This is a genomic window from Vibrio sp. HS-50-1 (genome assembly GCF_024747315.1).
GTDB lineage: Bacteria > Pseudomonadota > Gammaproteobacteria > Enterobacterales > Vibrionaceae > Vibrio > Vibrio diabolicus.
Genome location: NZ_JAMPZF010000003.1, coordinates 30,464 through 50,428 on the forward strand (window position 1 = coordinate 30,464; position 19,965 = coordinate 50,428).

Sequence of the window (19,965 nt, forward strand, 5' to 3'; positions counted from 1 at the left end):
GTTTACTTATGTCATACATTGATGGGTTTGTCGCTGCAGTACCGACAGCGAATAAAGAAAAGTATATCGCACACGCAAAAATAGCAGCAGAAATGTTCAGGGAGTTTGGGGCCTTAAAGGTTATTGAGACGTGGGGAAGTGAAGTTCCAGATGGTGAGATCACATCGTTTCCCATGGCAGTTAAAGCTGAAAGCAACGAAACCGTTGTGTTTTCATGGGTAGTCTGGCCTTCAAAAGAAGTGCGAGACTCAGGGTGGCAGCGGATCATGGGTGATCCTCGAATGAGTCCTGAGAATAACCCAATGCCCTTTGATGGAAAGCGTCTCATTTATGGTGGATTTGATGTTATTTTGGAGCAGTAAAATATCAGAGAATTCCCAGCTTGATTCGTGACACTTGGTGCTTTAATCAGGATTACGCTTCTGATGTACATTCAATAAAGTATTCCGCGATAAGGGTTGATAAAACTTCATGTGGAGGCTTAGAGTAAAAATGGAAGGGATAAATTATTCACTGATTGTCGTATCAGCTATATCTAGCCCCGGGCCTGCGATGGCAGGCACGTTAATGAACTACGGTCAACGCCTTGATAACCGACGGAAACCTAGACGTTGCATTACTTATAGTTCGATGAGATGTTATCCCGCAAGAAGTTAATCTGGAGAAAAGAATGGATTCAAACTCACTATTACTATTTGTTGTCGCTTGTCTCGCTATCAACATGATTCCTGGACCTGATGTAATTTATATTGTTTCTAATACAATGAAAGGTAAGTTCTCTGCTGGGCTGAAAGCGGCTCTGGGGCTTGGTGTTGGTTACTTTTTTCATACACTAGCGGCATGTTTAGGTTTGTCAGCAATAATTCTGAGTTCATCTTTGGCTTTTAGCGTTGTTAAATGGTTAGGGGCCGCTTACCTAGTTTATTTAGGTGTTCAGTCATTACTGTCCATGTGGCGTGGAGAAAGTAAAATCGTTGAAAACAAAAATGTTGATAATAATAAAAATTTGTTTGTTCAGGGGGTTATCGTCAGCGTCTTGAATCCAAAAGTAGCGCTATTCTTCCTCTCGTTTCTGCCTCAATTTATTGATACGTCTGCAAGCTCAACATCAATGCAATTATTAGTACTTGGCTTGCTGTTCAGCGTACTTGCGACGACATGTAACGTTTTGTACGCATCTGTGGGTAATTGGGTATTTAGTCGTCCACACTCTCAGCGTTATTCAAGAACTCTTGAAGGTGTTTCAGGTATTCTACTTATCAGTCTAGCGAGTAAAGTGGCATTTAGTGATCGTTAGATACAGGACATTTTATTCTCGTGATTATTATATGGCTAATGTTTGCTCAATCTATACGTTAAATGAGTGCTATTGCATAGGTTGAATCACAAATTTCAAAAATACCAATAAGTGAACGTATTTATTTATAGTATGGTTGGCGCGATTTTATCGTAGCTAGGTTAATAACATGAAAAATAAAGTAATTCTGTGTTCCGCATTCCTTTTGGGTTTGTCAGGTTGTGCTTCTGTTCCTACTGTTGATTCGACAGTATCAAATCAAATGAAATCATTTGAAGCACCTCAAAAGGGGAACGCAGGGATTTACATTTACCGAGAAGATGCTTTTGTCGGAGCAGCGCTTAAAAAGTATGTTTACGTCGATGGGGAATGTATTGGTGAAACCGCTCCTGGTGTATTCTTCTACCATGAGGTCGAAGGCAATAAAGAACATCAAGTAAGTACAGAGTCTGAGTTTTCTGAAAATCACTTAACTATCTTAACGGAAGAGGGCCGTAATTATTTCGTTAATCAATACATTAAAATGGGTGTATTTGTTGGTGGTGCGGGCGTAGAACTCGTAGACGAAAGCAAAGGTAAAGCAGAAGTACTAAAAGTCGACATGGCAGAAAAAGGAAACTGTTCTTCGATCTAGTTTTACAAACAGACCGCTTTTTAGATTAAAAAACACATTATCAATGTAACCCAACGCTTGATGAGATCCATTCAGCGTTGGGTTTTGTATTTTTGGCAAACAGTATACCTATTTCAGACCGCATGATTTGCCACCTCCTAGCTTGAGCCCACTTATTGTTCAAAGAATCTACTTGTGAAACGTGAATTTTCGAGAGGATTTCGTAGGGAGCAATCCTACAAACGCGATTAACAGATATGCCATTCCATCATTAACCTTGTCGAGTGTATTGCTAAACTAGGTAGCGGTGTGTCTCCTCTCATTAAACAAATAATAGGTATATCAGTTTTAGCTTCTATGCCTTTACATCATGCACTCGGAGCGCAATTTAAAATCAAAGGGCTAACACCAATATTAGAGAAAAATCTTGAAAGTCACCTTACACCACTAACGAAACTCTCTGTTTCAAACATTACCTCAAATCGACTAACGAAGATGGTTAATAATGCGTTAAACCCTTATGGCTACTATCATTCCGAGCTCAATGTTCAGAGATCAGAGAATGATCTCATCACGCTTGAGGTTGACGCGGGGGAGGTGATGTTGGTCAAAAAATCTAATATTGCTGTGTCGGGAGAGGCCAGTAACGATCAGGATTTCATCGAACTAATCAATCAAGCTCAACTTAAGCAAGGGCAGCCGTTGCTTCATTCTGAGTACGACACGCTAAAGCGAAACTTGATTTCATTGGCTCAGCAAAAAGGTTATTTAGATGGACGTTTTATCGAATCGTCTTTGGAAGTCATTCCAAGTTTGAATCAAGCTCATGTGAATCTGCATTTCTCTAGTGGTTCTCGTTACCAATTTGGAGAGCTGTATGTTCTTACGTCGGGTATCGAAACGGCTCGAATAGAAGCGATGAGAACATTTGAGTGGGGCGACGATTTTGACACTGTGAAATTGAGTCAATATCAGGCCGATCTCTCCAGTACGGATTGGTTTCGCAGTGTGATTGTGAAAGCGGATTTCGAGGAGGTATCCGATGGCTATAAAGTGCCGATAGAAGTGCTCGCAGAGCCGAATTCACGCAATATTGTGCAAGTCGGTGGAGGGTATTCGACAGACTTGGGATTACGCGCTTCGCTAAACTGGACCAAGCCTTGGTATAACGCAAGTGGGCACAGTTTTGAGGCACAAGCGTACGCTTCCAAACCGGAACAATCGCTATTACTTGGTTATAAAATTCCCAACCAAAATGTTCTAACGGACTACTACGGGATTCAGTTTGAATCTAAGCATGTCGACTATCGAGACACATCGAGTTTTTCTAATGATTTATCGTTTGAAAAACATTGGCAGTTAGACAGTGATTGGCAAAGCACCATGCACGTTCGTTATTTGCAAGAAAGTTATCGACAAGCGTCGGAGAATAACGAATCACAGTTGTTATTGCCGGGGGTGACATTTTCACTGCTTGATCGCAAGAACGATCAATTAGAAGTAAAGCACCGTCACGTCTACTCATTGGAATACTCAGACCCCAATTTTTTCTCCGATTCTCGTTTGCTGCGCATTGAAGGCAACAGTGTGTTGTCTTGGGATATTAGTGAAAAACACAAGTTTCACTTTCGTTCCAATGTCGGTATTAATGTCGCTGACACTTTGAGCGATATCCCATCATCATTACGTTTCTTTGCGGGAGGTGATGGCAATCTTCGGGGTTATGGTTATGAATCCATCTCTCCGAGAGACGAAAATGGTGATTTAACAGGTGCTCGTTACATGTTTACTGCTGGGCTGGAATATCAATATCAGGTCTACCGCCAATTGTGGCTTGGGGCATTTTATGATGTTGGTGATGCCTTCAACGATAGGGTGGATTGGAAAAGCGGTACAGGGTTGAGTTTGATATGGAATTCAAAATACGTGCCTGTCAAAGTGGACTTTGCTTATGGTTTAGATGCTCCACAAGGAGACCAATTCCGCGTTCACTTTTCGCTAGGCACGCAGTTTTAGCGGACATTAAAAAGGCTCTCATCCTTGCAGATAGAGAGCCTTTTAAGTCTTGATTGTTTAGAGTTCGAACTCACCATCCAGTTTCTTGAATATCCAGTTAGGCGCCTTATGCCATCCACCATAGTTTGGATTCTTAGTATGGGTTTCATTCATTGATTGCCACTGAGTTTGGCCTTGTCCATCTTGAGATACTCGCCAAAACAGTTCATCTTGTTGTCGAGTTAAGTAGTGCATGACATGTTCTGCAAAGGCTTCGCTTTGGACCAACACACCAAATTCCACATTGAGGAAATCCGATCTTGGGTCGAAGTTTGATGAGCCGATATAAGTCAGCCGATCATCGAGTATCACCGTCTTGTTGTGATAATAAGTATCCGCATGGAAGTAATGGTCATCATTTTTCGCTTGGTTTTTGTACTCAAGTATATGAACGCCCTTATCCAACAGGGTTTGGCGATGCTCCTCGTAATAAGCCGGAATAAAGCCAGAATCATTAGAGGCAGACGAGTTCGTCATTAACGTGATGTCCGCTTTTTGCTCCATCAAGGTATCAATAAAGGCAAATTCACCATCACTCGGTACCACGTAAGGCGTTGATATCACTGCTTTGGATGCAGTGGTTATTTGTTGCCAAACTTGGTGTTCTGCACGTTTTCTAAAGTAGGGTTTGTTGTTTTTTAACTTGTTTAATGAGTCGAAAACGGGGGTGACTTGCGCAGTGATGAAGTTGGGACTGGTCAGTTGCTTAACTTGTTTTTCAACTTCCGCCAGAATGATGCTTTTGTCTTTCTCACCTTTATTAAGCGCTTTAGTAAACGCGGAATAGTTTGGGGTAACGTTAACGATGTTTTCTATTGGCGTAACATGCTCGCTGTCCCAAAGCTGTTGGTAGTTTTGGTCGAACGCTCGAATAATGCTGCCTTTGAACAAGACATCCATATCAAAGAAGTTGGCTTTGCGGCTGTAACCAAAATAGTCGTCGCCAATGTTACGTCCACCTAGAATCATCCATTGATGGTCGACGTTGAAGTACTTCTCGTGCAGACGATTGTCCAAACGTTGTTGATGAGTAGAGAAGTTGACGGCGCGACCAATCCAGCCTGACTTACGTGAATCAAACGGATTGAATAAACGGATTTGAATGTTGTCGTGAGCGCTGAGGTCAGCAAGCCATTTCTCGTTAAACACCAATAAATCATCGAGAGTGAGTCGAACTTGCACGCCTCGATCTGCTGCTTGCTTGAGTTCATTGAGTAGCATCAAACCAAGCGTGTCACTCTCCCAAGAAAAGTAAGTCATATCGATGCTTTGCTGAGCATTTCTTACCAGCTCAACGCGACGCGCAAAGGCTTCTGGAGCGGTAGGAATTAAGTAAACTTCGGATTGATGCTGAGTAGTTTGCCAATTGGCTTCAAAATCCGGTTCAACTTGAGGGTAGGGCTGGGCACAGCCAACCAACAGCGCGCCGAAGATAAAGAGTAGCAGAGCACGAAGGGCGTTAGGAAACATGAGTAAACCTTCCTAATTATGTTCAAGGAATAAGGATGAAAAAAGCCAGCGAACTGGCTTTTAGGTATTCGGTAACGAGTTTTTAGTGGCTGAGGATGAAGTTACATGTGGCTAAGAATTAACCCAAGTTCCTCGAGACCGTTGAGGCGACCTTGGCGCAGTTTTGGATCGATGCCTGAGTGATGAGCATTGTCCCAGTCTTGTGTGGACTGAATACCGCCATCGTTATCGATCAGCAATACTCGATCAGTCGCGCTGTTGTATTGGAAGTCCTCAAATAAACGTTCGCTAAACCACATACGAGAGAGCTCGTTCATCATCGCTTTGTCTTTGCTACCTGGGCGAACACTTGAACCATCAAGCTTTAATGCCTTGTTAAACACAAATGGTAATTCCGATGCATTACAAGCGCCCACAATACAACTGATGCTTTTGAGTAAATCACCAACGTCGAGATCGCCATTTTCACCTTTGGTGTTGTAAGTCCATACGTTGAATCCAGGTTTGTAGTCAAAGTAGTAGAAGCTTGGCGTTGTTCCTGTTGCTTCTTCAGTTGAAACTTTATGACGGTTTGGACCCGTGAAGAGCAAATCATGCAACGTGGTTTTGAATTGCTGCATGTTTTTGGCCGCGCCATTTAGTTCGCTTTCATCGTTAGGGAAGAAGTCAGCCAGAGCAAGTAACTCCGTTGTTGAATCGGAGTTCCCCAAACCGAAGAACAACTTAGTCATCGCCTCATAAGCGGTGCTAGGTAGCAGTTCCAATAAGTCAGAAAGATCGAGTTCAATTGAAGCTGAATCGCTGAGTAATGAACGATATTCGGTGCGTAAACGGTTTAAGTTCGTTTCCGATTCTAGCCACTCCACCATGTATTCGACGATTAAGTTTTCATCACCACTTTCAATGATTTCTGGCGCTTCTTGGCTCAAGATTTCAATAATAGTTGGGATCAAAAATGTCAGGCTCGGCAGCATGCCCAGAGTATTGCTTTCTGCACTGTTTGAGCCAATTACCGTCGGTACGACCCATTCACTCTCAATGGCTTGTTCTGTAAAGTGATAGCCCGGTACTTCTTTCACTAGAAACGCTGGTGGACGATGCTCGATGTAAGGCGCAAATGGCATCAACGTAGCTAATGGGCTGTTGTCGCGTGTTGGACTTATAACCGGAATATTCGCGGCGGTCAGTACCCAGTTCTTAAGACGTTGAATAGGATCAAGCATCTCGCTCTGTACCTTCATGACCTCTTCAAGTGGTAGTAACGCAAGATCTTCAACGCTTTGCTCTGGTCTTTGGCTCTTGGCTACATCGTAACTTTTATATTCAAATCCGTAAGCGTTGCTTTGCATGATGGCACGTTGAAAGTGCTCACCTACGATTGCAGCATCGCCTTTTGATTGCTGTAAAATTCCCACCGACATGGCACCCGCACCTTGCCCCATGAGTGTCACGTTTTGCGGATTGCCGCCGAATGCCTCTATGTTTTGTTGAACCCATTCAAGCGCGTGTTTTTGATCGCCTAGGCCAAAGTTACCGCCCTCTGGGTTGTCCAAACCATCGACCCAAACACTGCCCAACAAGCCCAAACGATAGTTAAAAGTAACAGCAATAAACGGGTTACCATCGTCAGCACCTTGTGCAACCACCATATCACCATGAATCAGCGGTTCTGAGCCCGCGCCGTATTCAAAGTCTCCACCGTGAATAAAGACATAAACTGGCAAATCTGCGTACGCTTCTGTCCCTGCTGGTCGCCAAATGTTTAGGTTCAAACAATCTTCTGATTGCGTTTGTGTCGTGGTTTTTAATTGCGGACACGCATCTCCGAACTGAGTCGCATCAATATCGCCTTCAAGTGGGGCCACAATGCTGTGCTGAAAGCGGTCTGCTTGCGCAAATTGGATACCTTTGAACGCCTCTACCGCTGCCAGCTTTTCATCTGCATCAAGAGGGGTGATGACAAGGGACTCTTTAGTGGCTTGAATGGTTGCATCGCCAATTTCCAAAGCGATTTGCTCTGGAGGTAAGGGTTGTAGTGGCTTCGGGCCGTTAGGAACGCTAGGTTTACCAGAGTCATCACTGCAAGCTGCTAAGGCAAGAGTGATGGTAATGGCTAAAGTTGAGCGATTGAGTAAAGTCATTGTTATGTCCAAAAAGTCATTTGGTGCGTACACCGAAAATGTTAAACGGCATCTAACAAGCGACGTCCTGACGCTTTGGTATTAATCCGTGAATGGTTGGATGGCTTGTTGTATTGATAGCTCAAATGGTAGGGCATCGGTGACAGTTTCAGTAATCGCCTTTGTAGGATGCAGTCCTACCATCATCTAGGGGCGGGCTCTTTATGAGAGCTAGAAACGGTAACCAAGATTTAAGGTTACTGACTCTCGAGTTTCCCCTTTGTTATAGAGAAAGGTCAGGTTGTAGTTTTTGCCGATTTGCTTATTGAAACCAGTCAAAAACGCCCATTGATTAAGATCTACACCAATGTCGTAATCGAATTCGATATCATCGCTTTTTACATGCCCGTCCATTCGAGAGTCCAAGCCTTGATATTCAGCACCGACAAAGAACTGGGTACGGTAGTCGACTAACTGATAACCAAGCATCGGTTGAACGGTAACAATGCCGTCACCCCAGTCATCCAAGCCTTTTAAACGTGTCTGAGAGTACGTGCCAGTCACAGAAGCAAAGAACTCTTTGTAACCAACCGAGAGTGTTGTACCGACACCGCGCAAATCGTATTCAAGGTGAATTGGCACGTTCAGTCGCCCGCGATTACATAGGGCAGACAAACTATCACAAAACTTGTCGCCTAAGCCCGGTAGACGATCATTAAGCTTGTCTTTTAGATACTGGCCACCTTCGCCTGTGTATCCCGCATCCACGTTCGCATCGACATTGATTTTGCCGACGTAACCAAACACGTTCCAAAAAGGGAGGATGTTCACATCACCACGAACACTGAAACTCTCTGCGTTCACAATCCCGACGGTGTCTTCTGGGTCGAATAGGTCGTTTAGACGCACGCCATCAATAGTGAAGTCATTGAATGGGATGTTCATATCTTGGTTACGGTAAGCCATTGATACACCAAACGGCAGCGGTAAATCGATGCCTTGTCGACGCACCATATCGCCCATTAATGGGAAGATACGATCAAGTTTTACACTGGCTTCTTGCATGCGTGGGTCAGAAACTTCGTTCAAGCGCTTCTCATCCAACACTTGCACACCAATGTCATCCTCATAGATGGCAACAGGTTTAAGGGTGCTGACCATTTTCAGTGGTTTGTTTTTGCTTGAGCCAACAATTTCAGTGTGTTTGCTCGCAATCACAAGTTTGCCAGAATCCAGCTTTTGAAAGCGGATCTCTTGATGGTAAGTATCCACCTTGTATTTGTGGTGTGTGAACGGCTTGTCGTTAGTGATGACCATGCGTTTTGGTTCACCGTTAACGAGTTCGATATCGACGCTTAAGAAACGAAAATAGGCGATGTCTTGTGGAAGCCCGTATTTTGAGTAGTTGAAGCTGACAATGACATTGCCGTTTTGATCTTCTTTTGCTCGTACCGATGAAGAGTCAAAGCTCTCTGCGTAATTACGCAGACGATATTCTGTGCGTGTGAAGGCTTCGATTTCATCGAGTACTTTTTCGTTCTTATCCAACTCTTCAGGGTTGTATTTGATGCGTAGATCGATATTGCCCTTGCTGTCTGTGTTTTTTACAAGGAACACCGAAGAATCACGGACTTCGTTGCCGATTTGAACGGTTCGGTGAGCATGCTCTACCAAGTGCTCGCCTTGTACTAGAGAACTGATGGCCAGTTTTGGTAGATCATGGCTGATACCGTATTTGTCGAAGAGCTGGCGACCTTGTTCCATTACTTCGTTGTAAGTTGTCTCTTCTGCGGCGAAGCTAAAAGTGGGGGTAGTAAGCATTAGTGCGCTCGCTAGCACAGTAAGAGAAGATGTCTTGCTAGCGCGTATTTCAAAAAAACTCATGACGATTTCCACTCTGAATAGCCTCAAACCTTCGAGACTCAGACAGTTAATGTGTCACTGAACTTCTTGTTCAGTTAGATAGATGTGTTTGCTGTGAATGCCGTGTTTTTAATTGCATTTCGTAAATCAATGAGAGGATTTTATGAGGTGAAGAGAGATTCCGTTAATCGCTTTTGATGGATACTATCCTCGCTTTATGGGGTACGAAGGAATAATGGCTAGCTCACAAAAAAAGCCCCGCAGAGCAGAAGCAATGCAGGGCTTTAGTTTCAAGTACGGAGCTGACGCTTAGACCGTAACGCGAACACGAAACAGATCAGTAAACAACTTGGCAATCATCAAAATGATCATAATGTTTACCAGCATCAGCAAGGGCGTTTCAATTCGATACGCTGGGGTTAAATTGAGCGCTCCTGATGTCAAGACAACCAATAAGTTAATACCTAGAATTCTGTGTACCATCAGCTTTGGTGTGGAAAATACCTTCCAAATTACGATGATGTTGATGAAGTAGAATAGCCCAAGCTGCCAAAGCTCGGTCATCATTGGCATTAGGAAAATGTATTGCAATAGAATCACCGTGCCAGTGCCTATCACACCAAAAAATGCATCTTTAATAATGCTTGGTGGCATAGTAGGAACGATTGAAGAGAACACGCCTGCTAGCATCGGAAAAATGAAACCTCCGGGCACAGGAAGGTAAATCCAGATCAGCAGTGACGTCACGAACATGGAGACGCCTTGCAGTACCTTTCTACCGTCTTCATTCAAATGCTGGATGAAGGTCCGGTGCTCATGATGCCAGACAGTATTGTTATCTCCTTGAATGACAAAAGGGACGTCGCCAACAAACGATGTACTCGGCTTTTTAATATCAAAGCTTTGGAGTTGCTGTGCTAACGTCGGCCAATCGATCTCATTACGTTTCGGCTTATCGGCTTGTTCTAGCAATCGGTCTTGGATTTGTGCCATCTCATTTAAACGCGCACGCCATAGCTGACGATGTTCTTTCAAGTGGTAGCTGCCAGTAAGTGGTAAGCCGACCAGTTGGAATAACTTTTCTATGTTGGCGGTGTTGGTCTCAAGAGCTTCAATATCTATATCATTGGGCGATTTCATAGCGTTAAGCATCGCCTCTCTGCTGGTCTCAAAACGTTGAATGAAGTTTTGTTCTGTACTGACTGGCCAGACTAATCGGTACACAACAGAAAACGTGATCACACCAAGAATCGTCTCCTGCATACGAAGGACGGCGAAGTGGAACGTTGCTTGACTATCAAATCCTCCCATACATGCGATGATGGAGCACACAGCAAAACCGATAGAGAACACATAACCATACTTTTCGTCGCTCGACATAAAAATGCACGCACCTAAAAACAAGGTGAAGAAGGTGAGAAACAAAAAGCGATCTTGAGAAAACGTCGTGATGAGGAAAAAGGCATAACCGATGCCAAGGAGGGTTCCTAATAAGCGATTATGACCTTTGTTTATTGAGTGAGCGAAGCTTTCATTTAATGCCATTACCGCGACTGCGATCGCTGCCCAATACGGTTTCTCCCATTGAAACCATAAGGCAAGGCAGATCGCGATAACGATAGACAGCGCAGCTTTGATTGCTTCTTTGGTTGAGGCATTAAACATACATTCCACCGCATTATTGTTTGATGATTTTGATAGAGGCCGTCATACCAACACGTAGTTGAAAATCTTTCGGTAAGTGATCTAATTTAACTTTAATTGGAATGCGTTGAGCTAAGCGTATCCACTGAAAGTTAGGGTTCACATTGGGCAAAAGATCGTTACCAGTACTACCATCTTGCTTCGCAATGCCGTAGCCAATGCTTTTGATTTTTCCTTCCAGCACAGCTTCATTGTGCATCATTAAGGTCACGTAGGCTTTATCTTGTGGATCAACGCCAACTAAATCCGTTTCTTTGAAATATCCTTCGATCCAAAAGCTGTCTTCATCAATCAAAGCCACGACTGGGGAGTTAGCGACGACTTGAGAGCCGACGCGTAAGTTCAAATTAGTTATATAACCATTCGTTGGCGCATAAACTTTTGTGTAATCAAGGTTTAGCTTGGCTTCTTCAACATTGGCTTTCGCGAGTTCTACGTTGGCAACGGCTGTCTCCACCGCATTGTCTAGGTTATTCAATGTCAGTACAGGTACAGCGCCAGGTGTGCGCTTTTCTAACTTAAGAGCTCGCTGCTCTTCATTTTTGGCCTTTGCTAGTAATGCAATGGCTTGCTTTTGAGCTGCTAGCGCTTTGTGGTACGCCGCTTTATAGATGCTTGGGTCAATCTCAAACAGCAAATCGCCTTGTTTCACTTGCGAATTGTCTTCAACGTAGACTTGGATGATTTGTCCTGTTACGCGGGGGGTTATAGAAACGATGTGCGCGCTAACTTGGCCATCTCTAGTCCATGGGTTGTCAGTGTATGATTGGTAGTAGCTGAAAATCACGGTGCCAGCGGAACACAGTAATAGCAGTGTGATGAGATAACGTTTTATCACGGAATTTGCCTCAAAATATGGTAATGAATCGACCAATAACGCCAGTAAAAATCACAATTAGGCTTAGCTCTGCGAGTGCAGGAAATGCAACGTATTTGTGGATACCCAGTTTTGTAGCAATGGTTCCGACCAAAATGGTGAGCATGTAAGCCAATGCAATAACCAGCAACAAGGGTGGGAAGTAAACTTCGCCCCACACAAGTTCATGTGGCATTGAGTTCATGGTGTTTTTCTCTATTAACTTGATGAATGGAAAGATAAGGCAAATGATGGCATCCGTGATAATCGCTTTTGGAGGATCTAACCCATCAAACGAAAGGTGTTATGCGCTATATAGAGGGAATGATGCAACCAAATCGTTTTTTGGAGAGCGAAAACAAAAATAAAATTATTTTGCGATTTATTTGATTTTCATTGCAGAACGCTAAGTTATTAAATTTTAGACAATTATTGATCGATGTTTGCTTGTGAATATGCGAAGTGATGGTTTCATCCTTCAAATGGGATTACGAGTTGTGAGTTTTTGCTCCTAATATTCGCTTCGAAGCAAACGAGATGCTTTTTAAATTAAATAATCCAACAAATATGAGTGACAGATTATTCGTTAGATTATTTGAGTTTTATATTTATTAATAAGAGTAAAATTGTCATGGAAATTATTTCTAACCTTTTTGACATGGCACCATTTGTTGCTCTCTTTATTACGCTCTCTCTCGGTTATATGGTTGGTAAAATTACCATTGGTCGATTTGTTCTTGGCGGTGTTGCCGGAACATTATTAATGGGTGTAATTATTGGGCAATTTGGTGTTCATATTGATCCCGGCGTAAAAAGCATTTTCTTTGCGCTCTTTATTTACGCAGTAGGGTATCAAGGTGGTGCGCAGTTCTTCAAAGCATTGAACTTTAGAACCATCAACGTTCTACTTTCTGCCGTGGTTATGACGGTTTCAGGTCTGCTTTGTGTGATAGCAGCAGCTTGGATGTTTGATCTAGACAGAGGTACGGCCGCAGGTCTTGCAGCTGGTGGTTTGACTCAATCGGCAATCATCGGTACAGCGGGTGATGCGATCGCACGTCTTGGTGGTGTGACAGAAGAAGCGAAACACCTAATGCAGACCAACGTCGCAGTAGGCTATGCAGTTACGTACATCTTTGGTTCGCTTGGTCCAATTCTGATGGTGACATGGGTATTCCCAACACTGATGAAGTGGGATATCCGAGCGGAAGCGATTGCTCTAGAAGAGAAAAACTCAAACGGTAAGCGCGATCTAGCGCCGGGTGAATTCAACGCAGTAACCGCGCTGGTTACACGAGCATTTAAAGTGAGCAAAGATGGCGGGCTAGCAGGCAAAACCCTAGCTCAGTTAAACCAACACGCTCTAGCTGCTTGTATTGAATTGATTCAACGTGATGGCAAAGTGCTAGAAGTGGACAAATTCACAGCACTGAAAGAAGGGGATGTCATTGTTGTAACAGGTCGTCGTAATGCGGTACATCAGCTGCAAGATGGTTTGGCTGACAACGAGATTGCACTTCCAGAAGGCTATGAAGTTATTGAAGAAAACCGTCAACTGATCGCAGACAACCGCAAACTGATTGGTAAGTCGCTGCAAGAGATCAAAGAGGCTTCGAACCAAGGTTCAATGCGCGGCATTTATGTGACGGATTACATTCGTGAAGGCAGTTCTATCGAGATGACACCGGATCTTGTGGTGAAGAAAAACGACGTCATCCAGCTTACAGGTACAGCAAAAGACATCAATCGCGTTGAGAAAAACATCGGTCAACGCATGGGCTCTGCAACCATGACGGACTTCATTGTGCTTGGTATGGGCATGGTGCTTGGTCTATTGATTGGTCTCATCAGCTTTAAGATTGCTGGTATTCCCGTCACCATCGGTTCTGGTGCAGGTTGTTTGATCTCAGGTTTGATCGTCGGTTGGTTGCGTAGCCGCAATCCGCATGTTGCTCAGTTTCCTGTGGGTGCCGCGAACTTTATTCGAGATTTCGGTTTGGCAGCATTTGTGGGCATTGTTGGCCTTGAGGCTGGGCCTCAAGCGGTCGACACCATCAAAGAACACGGTATGTCTCTGTTGTTCCTTGGCATGGGTGTAACGATTATCCCTCAGATTATTTCGTTCTTCTTCTCATATTTTGTATTGAAGATTAAGAACCCAGTTGAAGCACTTGGCTGTGTTACAGGTGGACGAAGTGCGAACCCAGCATTCGCGGCTTTAATGGAAAAAACAGGTAATGCAACACCAGTATTCTCATTCACCGTGACTTATGCAGTCGCCAATGTACTGCTTACCCTATGGGGTCCAATTATTGTCGGCATTATTACTTTAAACGCAGGCATGTAATTTAAATAAATTCGAACACTCTTATCGCCTAATTAAATAGGCGGTAGGGGAAGTATTATCCAAATTTTACTAAATAATAGATTCAGGTAAATATTATGACTACGCAAAACACAACAATTGATTTTTCAAAATTTGCAGATTTAAGCCCATTTGAATTAAAAGATAAACTTATTGAAGTGGCACAAACTGTTCCTGACCGCGCTTTATTAGATGCAGGTCGTGGTAACCCTAATTTTCTAGCGACACTACCACGTAAAGCGTTCATTCGTTTGGGTGAATTCGCAATATTGGAAGCCGAGCGCACTTACTCATACCTAGATGGTGGTTTCGGTGGCATTCCAGATGGTGTGGGCATTGTTGAGCGCTTCGATACGTTTGCAAGCAAGAATAAACAAGACCAAGGCGTACAGTTCTTGGAAAAGTCGCTGAGCTACGCAAAAGACCGTTTGGGTCTAGAGAAGCAAGCATTCTTGAATGAACTGGTTAACGCATACCTTGCATGTAACTACCCAGTGCCACCACGCATGTTGACGAACATCGAAACAGTTGTGAAACAGTACATCGCCGAAGAGATGTACGGCCCGATGCCAATGACAACAGACTTCGATCTGTTTGCAACAGAAGGCGGTACAGCGTCTATGACGTACACGTTCCAAACTATGTTCAACAACGGTCTATTGAAGAAAGGTGACAAGGTTGCACTAATCACTCCAATCTTTACGCCTTACCTAGAGATTCCAGAACTGAGTGAATACGAACTGGAAATCGTTGAACTACGTCTGGATGAGACAACATGGCAGCTGCCGATGTCTGAAATCGAAAAGCTTGCAGATACAGACATCAAACTGCTTTGTGTTGTTAACCCAGCAAACCCAGCGTCTGTGAAGTTCTCGGATGAAACTCTGGATAACCTATCAAATTTTGTGAACAACGAACGTAGCGACCTGTTCATTGTGACTGACGATGTATACGGCACATTCGCGGACGACTTTGTCTCACTGTTCGCGAAACTGCCATACAACACGCTTTGTGTGTACTCGTTCTCTAAGTACTTTGGTGCAACAGGCTGGCGTCTAGGCTCGATTGCAATTCAACACAACAACGTGTTTGACGATGCAATGCGCAGCCTTCCTGAAGCGCGTCAACTTGAGTTGGACGATCGTTACAAAACGCTGACTCCGGAACCTCGTGAGATCAAGTTTATTGACCGCATCGTTGCCGACAGCCGCAGCGTAGCGCTTAACCACACAGCAGGTTTGTCTCTTCCTCAACAAGTTCAAATGGCGCTGTTCTCATTGAATTGCTTGATGGATTCAGAGAAAAACTACAAAGAAGCATGTAAACGCATCATTCGCGAGCGTTACAAAACTTTGTACAAAAACATGGGTGTAGAAATTGAAGAAAACAAAGATCGTGTGGACTACTACACACTACTTGAGCTCGACACTTTGGGCGGCAAATTGTACGGACCAACCTTCGTTGAATGGTTCAAAGCGAGCGAGAAGGGCAAAGACTTCCTGTTCCGCCTTGCACATGAAACCGGCGTTATCTTACTTCCAGGCCAGGGCTTCGATGTAGTGCACGCATCAGTTCGAGTTTCACTAGCAAACCTTACTCACCACGAATACGAGCTTATCGGACGTGCAACACGCAAAGTGTTGGATGAGTACTTTGCTGAATTCCAAGGCTAATGAATCCAGCCTGATTAAGAATAAGCCTCGGCGTTGTCGAGGCTATTCCGACCAAATAAGCACAGTGTACGTCATTGTGTTTATTTAGTCGCCAAGCTAACAAACTTCCCAATTAAGAGTGACTTATGAAAAGTATTATTTCTATTCAATCTCATGTGGTTTATGGCCACGCAGGAAACAGTTCTGCAGTCTTTCCGATGCAGAGAATGGGCCTCGAAGTATGGCCAATTCACACGGTTCAGTTTTCAAATCACACTCAGTACCAGCAAGGTTGGACTGGACAGAAGTTTGGGGCAGATGAAATTCATTCTCTAATGAGAGGCTTAGATAACATTGAGAAGTTAGGCGAATGTGGCGCGATACTGTCCGGTTATCAAGGCAGCGCAGAGCAATGTCGAGCGGTGGCTGAAGCGGTAAGTTTAGTCAAATCGCGTAACCATAGTGCACTTTATGTGTGTGACCCAGTTATGGGTGATCCAGACAAAGGTTGCATTGTGGCAGACGGTGTCAAAGAAGCGATAAGCCATAGCTTGTTGCCCATCGCTGATGTGATTGTTCCTAACCAGTTTGAACTGAGCGAGTTAACAGGTGTGAAAATTGACTCTCTTTATGATGCGGTCACTGCATGTAAAAAAGCCTTAGAGTTAGGACCGAAAATGGTATTGGTGAAACATCTGCATGCTCTAACAGATGACGCCTTCAGTATGATTTTAGCGACGCCGAAAGCAAGCTATTTGGCCCAACGCCCTAGTGTTGAATTTGCTATGCAGCCAGTCGGTGTCGGTGATTTAATTTCTGCGATTTTTACCTCTTGTTTGGTGAAGAAGATGTCTCCTGTCGCAGCCTTTCGTCATACACATAACGCCGTTTACGGTGTCTTGGAGATCACCAAAGGCTATGGCACATGGGAGCTACAGACGATCAATGCCCAATACGAATTTGTCGAACCGACGCATGAGTTCAACGTCGTTAAAATTGCTTAGCGCAGTACCTAATTAACGGAGAAGCGTAAAGTTAGCATATAGAAACTTGGCATAATTGCTTTGATGGATAGCATCCTACAATCGCGATTATGGGGTTTAGCCGTGCCTAGCTATAGTAACTCCACACAACGAAACGGACTTCATTTTGACCCAATTAACTTCAAACTGAGTCTCTGGTCATACGCCAGAGAACATTAAATGAGACTGATTATGAATCGTTTAATTTCCTCTGGTGTGACGGTTGCACTTTCGCTGTTGATAGTAGCTTGTAGTTCACCCCATACGCTGGATGTTCGTGTTTCTCAAAGCAACTATAAAGATGTCGAGATCGCGAGTTCGACACCAAATGAGCCACTTCGAATGTGGGCCAATGAAGCACCGGATTTTCTCTACTCAGCGCACAATCAAACCACACCGATCAAAGTAGAGGGTGAACAGCTCAATATTTTGGCCTTATCGGGTGGTGGCGTAAACGGCGCATACGGTGCCGGCGTTTTGATGGGGCTGCAGGAAAAGGGGGAGCTAAAAGATTATGCCATCATTACTGGAGTCAGTGCGGGTGCCCTAATCGCTCCTTTTGTTTTCATTGGCGGTGATGCGATGCCAAAGATGAAAGAAGTCATGCTCAACATCAATGATAAGAATATTTTGGGTAAGAAGAACTTCTTAAATACCCTGTTTAAGGACGCGTTTACCGATGGTGATAATCTCTATGATTTCATCGCAGACGCTTACCCTGAGCCCATGATCGAGGCGATGGCGCAGCAACACCGCAATGGTAAACGCCTCTTTATTGGCAGTACCCATTTTGATTCAGGCGAACTGGTGATTTGGAATATTGGTGCGATTGCGAACAGTGATTTAGCGGACAAATCTGAACTGATTTACAAGGTGCTTGCTGCGAGCGCTTCGATCCCTGGTGTTTTCCCTCCACAATTTATCGATGTTGAACATGATGGAGAAACACTTGAGGAGTTACACGTAGATGGCGGTCTCGCAGCGCAGGTGTTCTTTAATCCGTCTAACTTCAACTATCAACAAATCTCAGATGCTTTGGGGTTAGAAAAAGCGCCTCAGCTGGATGTGATTCGCAATGGTGCGTTAAAAGCGCCGTATCGTCCACTAAAAGACAAAGGTTTGGACTTGGTATCGAAAAGTGTCTCAAGCCTTACGCTAGCGCAAACTCGTGGTGATCTCTATCGAATGAAATACATCAGTGAAATCAACGATATCGAGATGCAGTTTACCTACATTGATCAAGATTTCAGGTACGCCAAAGTAACGAAAGATATGTTCGATCACCGCTACTTGCTGACGATTTACGAATATGGATTCAAAAAAGCCACCCAAGGGCAACTTTGGGTAACTGAACTCCCTTAATACAGGAAAACGATACAATGAAAAAAGCCGTTCTTACACTCATGATGCTTACCGCTTCCGCGACTGCATTCGCCCCAAGTGGAGCCCATCTTGACCAGCAAAAAGTGGATAGTGATATGCAGCAACTGTCTGCAATCAAAGAAGAAGGTGCAGCCTTTATTATGATTGACGAGAACTCGAGTTACGTGGCGGTCGAGTTCGTGGGAAAGTGGGAAGAGATCAACAACTATGTGTCACACAAAGAAGCGAAACAACGTAAATTGGAAAAAGTGAACAAGCAGTTCGTGTACTCTCAGGTCGGTGAAACGTTGGAGTCACTTGAGCAAAAAGTCGTTGACCACATTTACGCTGATCAACCTAAATATTTCAGTGTCGATGTCTACCGTGATTACCATGGTGACTCAGGAGAATTCAACTATTTAGCTCGTGTCGTTGAGTACAACTAAGTTAGAGAAAACCTACTGACGCTAGTAGGTTTTTTTGTGTCGTCGAGAAGGAATTCAAACGCAGATTGTTACCGTTACCAAGTAGCAATTCTACGATCTTGTGGTAATTTAATTAGATAACTCTAAAAAGTAAGCACAACCTATGAATTTTAGTTTTGAACAACTTCTCGCGTTCGTAACCGTTTATGAACAGCTTTCGTTTAGTAAGGCGGCGGTCAAACTCAATAAGCACCGAACCACAATAGGGCAGGTGATCACCAATCTTGAAGATCAACTGGCGGTCAACCTGTTTGAGCGAGTGGGGCGCTCGGTAGAACCAACAGAAGATGGCCACCATCTGTACCACTATGCTAAACAAACCATCGAACAGGCTCGTACTTTCGATAAAGTCGCACTGAGTCTTTCTTACGGTGGATTGGAAAGCGTTAACATCGCCTATTCTAGTGTGATTCCGCATCGTGCTTTGGTTGAAATTCGCCAGCAATTGTTACGTGACTTTCCGTTAATGCGTGTGAACTTCTTTGTTCGGAATAAACAGGACATCAAAAAGGGGATCGCTAGTGGTGAATTCCACTTCGGTATCGTGAATGTTCATGATAGCCAGGCGATGCATAGCTTTGATGCCACCTTCCTTGGGCATTTCGAGTTTTTCCCTTTTGCACAAAAAGGTGGAGAGCTGTCTAAGTTGAAGAAAGATGAAGTCTTAACCGCATTGAAAAGCAGCAAGCAATTTGTCTTACGCTCATTTATCGAAGAAGGCATGGCGGAGAAGATCATCGTTAGCTCTGATAACGAAGAAGTCGATCAGCTTGCCCTCGTGATAAAAATGGTCGAAGCGGACTTGGGTTGGGCGCTACTGCCTAAAACCTTTGCTAACACTGAGTTTGCCAACCATTCGATTGAACCTGTCGAATCTGCCGAGATGCTTGAAGGGTTCAAGTTTGGTTTTGCACTATGGTGTCCACATTCGAAACAGGTTGGTGATATCAAGCAATCGCTAATGACCGTGATAAATAACTATCGCCAGCGATTCGAAGACAGCCTTCGTCGCTGATTCCAAAGACTCATTTCATTCCAACAAGGCTCATTTCGAGCCTTGTTTTCGTTTTATCCGACTCAAAATATCCGGCTTCAAATTTT

The 19,965-nt window shown here is 43.9% G+C and carries 16 protein-coding genes; 10 read left to right on the top strand and 6 right to left on the bottom strand.

What is annotated here, in order from left to right:
• Positions 1-8 precede the first annotated feature (8 nt).
• From NDJ01_RS02690 to NDJ01_RS02705, 4 genes are all read left to right on the top strand, one after another.
• The gene (locus NDJ01_RS02690; RefSeq protein ID WP_012841750.1) at positions 9-362 is read left to right on the top strand and encodes a DUF1428 domain-containing protein; all 354 of its coding nucleotides are present in this window, start codon (positions 9-11) and stop codon (positions 360-362) included.
• 308 nt (positions 363-670) lie between these two features.
• On the top strand, positions 671-1,297 hold the full coding sequence (locus tag NDJ01_RS02695) for a LysE family translocator (protein ID WP_258586212.1): 627 nt from the start codon (positions 671-673) through the stop codon (positions 1,295-1,297).
• Positions 1,298-1,466: 169 nt separating this feature from the next.
• Positions 1,467-1,931 (top strand): DUF2846 domain-containing protein, encoded by a 465-nt coding sequence (locus NDJ01_RS02700; protein WP_005377099.1) that lies wholly within the window; start codon positions 1,467-1,469, stop codon positions 1,929-1,931.
• Between the two features lie 336 nt (positions 1,932-2,267).
• Positions 2,268-3,926: an autotransporter assembly complex family protein gene (locus NDJ01_RS02705; RefSeq protein WP_258586213.1), complete on the top strand. Its 1,659-nt coding sequence runs from the start codon at positions 2,268-2,270 to the stop codon at positions 3,924-3,926.
• A 57-nt stretch (positions 3,927-3,983) separates the two neighbouring features.
• Here the strand turns inward: NDJ01_RS02705 and NDJ01_RS02710 are convergent, their stop codons facing one another.
• The 6 genes from NDJ01_RS02710 to NDJ01_RS02735 form a co-directional block, all read right to left on the bottom strand.
• Positions 3,984-5,435 (bottom strand): phospholipase D family protein, encoded by a 1,452-nt coding sequence (locus NDJ01_RS02710; RefSeq protein ID WP_258586214.1) that lies wholly within the window; start codon positions 5,433-5,435, stop codon positions 3,984-3,986.
• A gap of 101 nt (positions 5,436-5,536) precedes the next feature.
• Entirely contained in the window at positions 5,537-7,576 is a 2,040-nt protein-coding gene (locus tag NDJ01_RS02715) for a carboxylesterase family protein (RefSeq protein ID WP_258586215.1), read from the bottom strand.
• 210 nt (positions 7,577-7,786) lie between these two features.
• Positions 7,787-9,439, bottom strand: a complete 1,653-nt coding sequence (locus NDJ01_RS02720) for a hypothetical protein (RefSeq protein WP_258586216.1) — start codon at positions 9,437-9,439, stop codon at positions 7,787-7,789.
• 288 nt (positions 9,440-9,727) lie between these two features.
• On the bottom strand, positions 9,728-11,083 hold the full coding sequence (locus NDJ01_RS02725) for an FUSC family protein (protein WP_258586217.1): 1,356 nt from the start codon (positions 11,081-11,083) through the stop codon (positions 9,728-9,730).
• 13 nt (positions 11,084-11,096) lie between these two features.
• Entirely contained in the window at positions 11,097-11,960 is an 864-nt protein-coding gene (locus tag NDJ01_RS02730) for an HlyD family secretion protein (RefSeq protein WP_047009848.1), read from the bottom strand.
• 10 nt (positions 11,961-11,970) lie between these two features.
• Positions 11,971-12,183, bottom strand: a complete 213-nt coding sequence (locus NDJ01_RS02735; protein WP_033005140.1) for a DUF1656 domain-containing protein — start codon at positions 12,181-12,183, stop codon at positions 11,971-11,973.
• 426 nt (positions 12,184-12,609) lie between these two features.
• Between NDJ01_RS02735 and aspT the strand changes: the two genes are divergently transcribed.
• From aspT to NDJ01_RS02765, 6 genes are all read left to right on the top strand, one after another.
• Positions 12,610-14,325 carry an aspartate-alanine antiporter gene (gene aspT, locus NDJ01_RS02740; RefSeq protein WP_258586218.1) on the top strand — a complete coding sequence of 572 codons (1,716 nt, stop codon included), beginning with the start codon at positions 12,610-12,612 and terminating at the stop codon, positions 14,323-14,325.
• A gap of 95 nt (positions 14,326-14,420) precedes the next feature.
• Entirely contained in the window at positions 14,421-16,016 is a 1,596-nt protein-coding gene (locus NDJ01_RS02745; protein WP_258586219.1) for a bifunctional aspartate transaminase/aspartate 4-decarboxylase, read from the top strand.
• A 125-nt stretch (positions 16,017-16,141) separates the two neighbouring features.
• Positions 16,142-16,999, top strand: a complete 858-nt coding sequence (gene pdxY, locus NDJ01_RS02750) for a pyridoxal kinase PdxY (protein ID WP_005377109.1) — start codon at positions 16,142-16,144, stop codon at positions 16,997-16,999.
• Between the two features lie 210 nt (positions 17,000-17,209).
• Positions 17,210-18,379 carry a patatin-like phospholipase family protein gene (locus tag NDJ01_RS02755; protein ID WP_258586220.1) on the top strand — a complete coding sequence of 390 codons (1,170 nt, stop codon included), beginning with the start codon at positions 17,210-17,212 and terminating at the stop codon, positions 18,377-18,379.
• A 17-nt stretch (positions 18,380-18,396) separates the two neighbouring features.
• Complete coding sequence (locus NDJ01_RS02760) at positions 18,397-18,825, top strand: hypothetical protein (protein ID WP_258586221.1); 429 nt, start codon at positions 18,397-18,399, stop codon at positions 18,823-18,825.
• Positions 18,826-18,967: 142 nt separating this feature from the next.
• Entirely contained in the window at positions 18,968-19,879 is a 912-nt protein-coding gene (locus NDJ01_RS02765) for a LysR family transcriptional regulator (RefSeq protein ID WP_258586222.1), read from the top strand.
• The last annotated feature ends 86 nt before the right edge of the window (positions 19,880-19,965 follow it).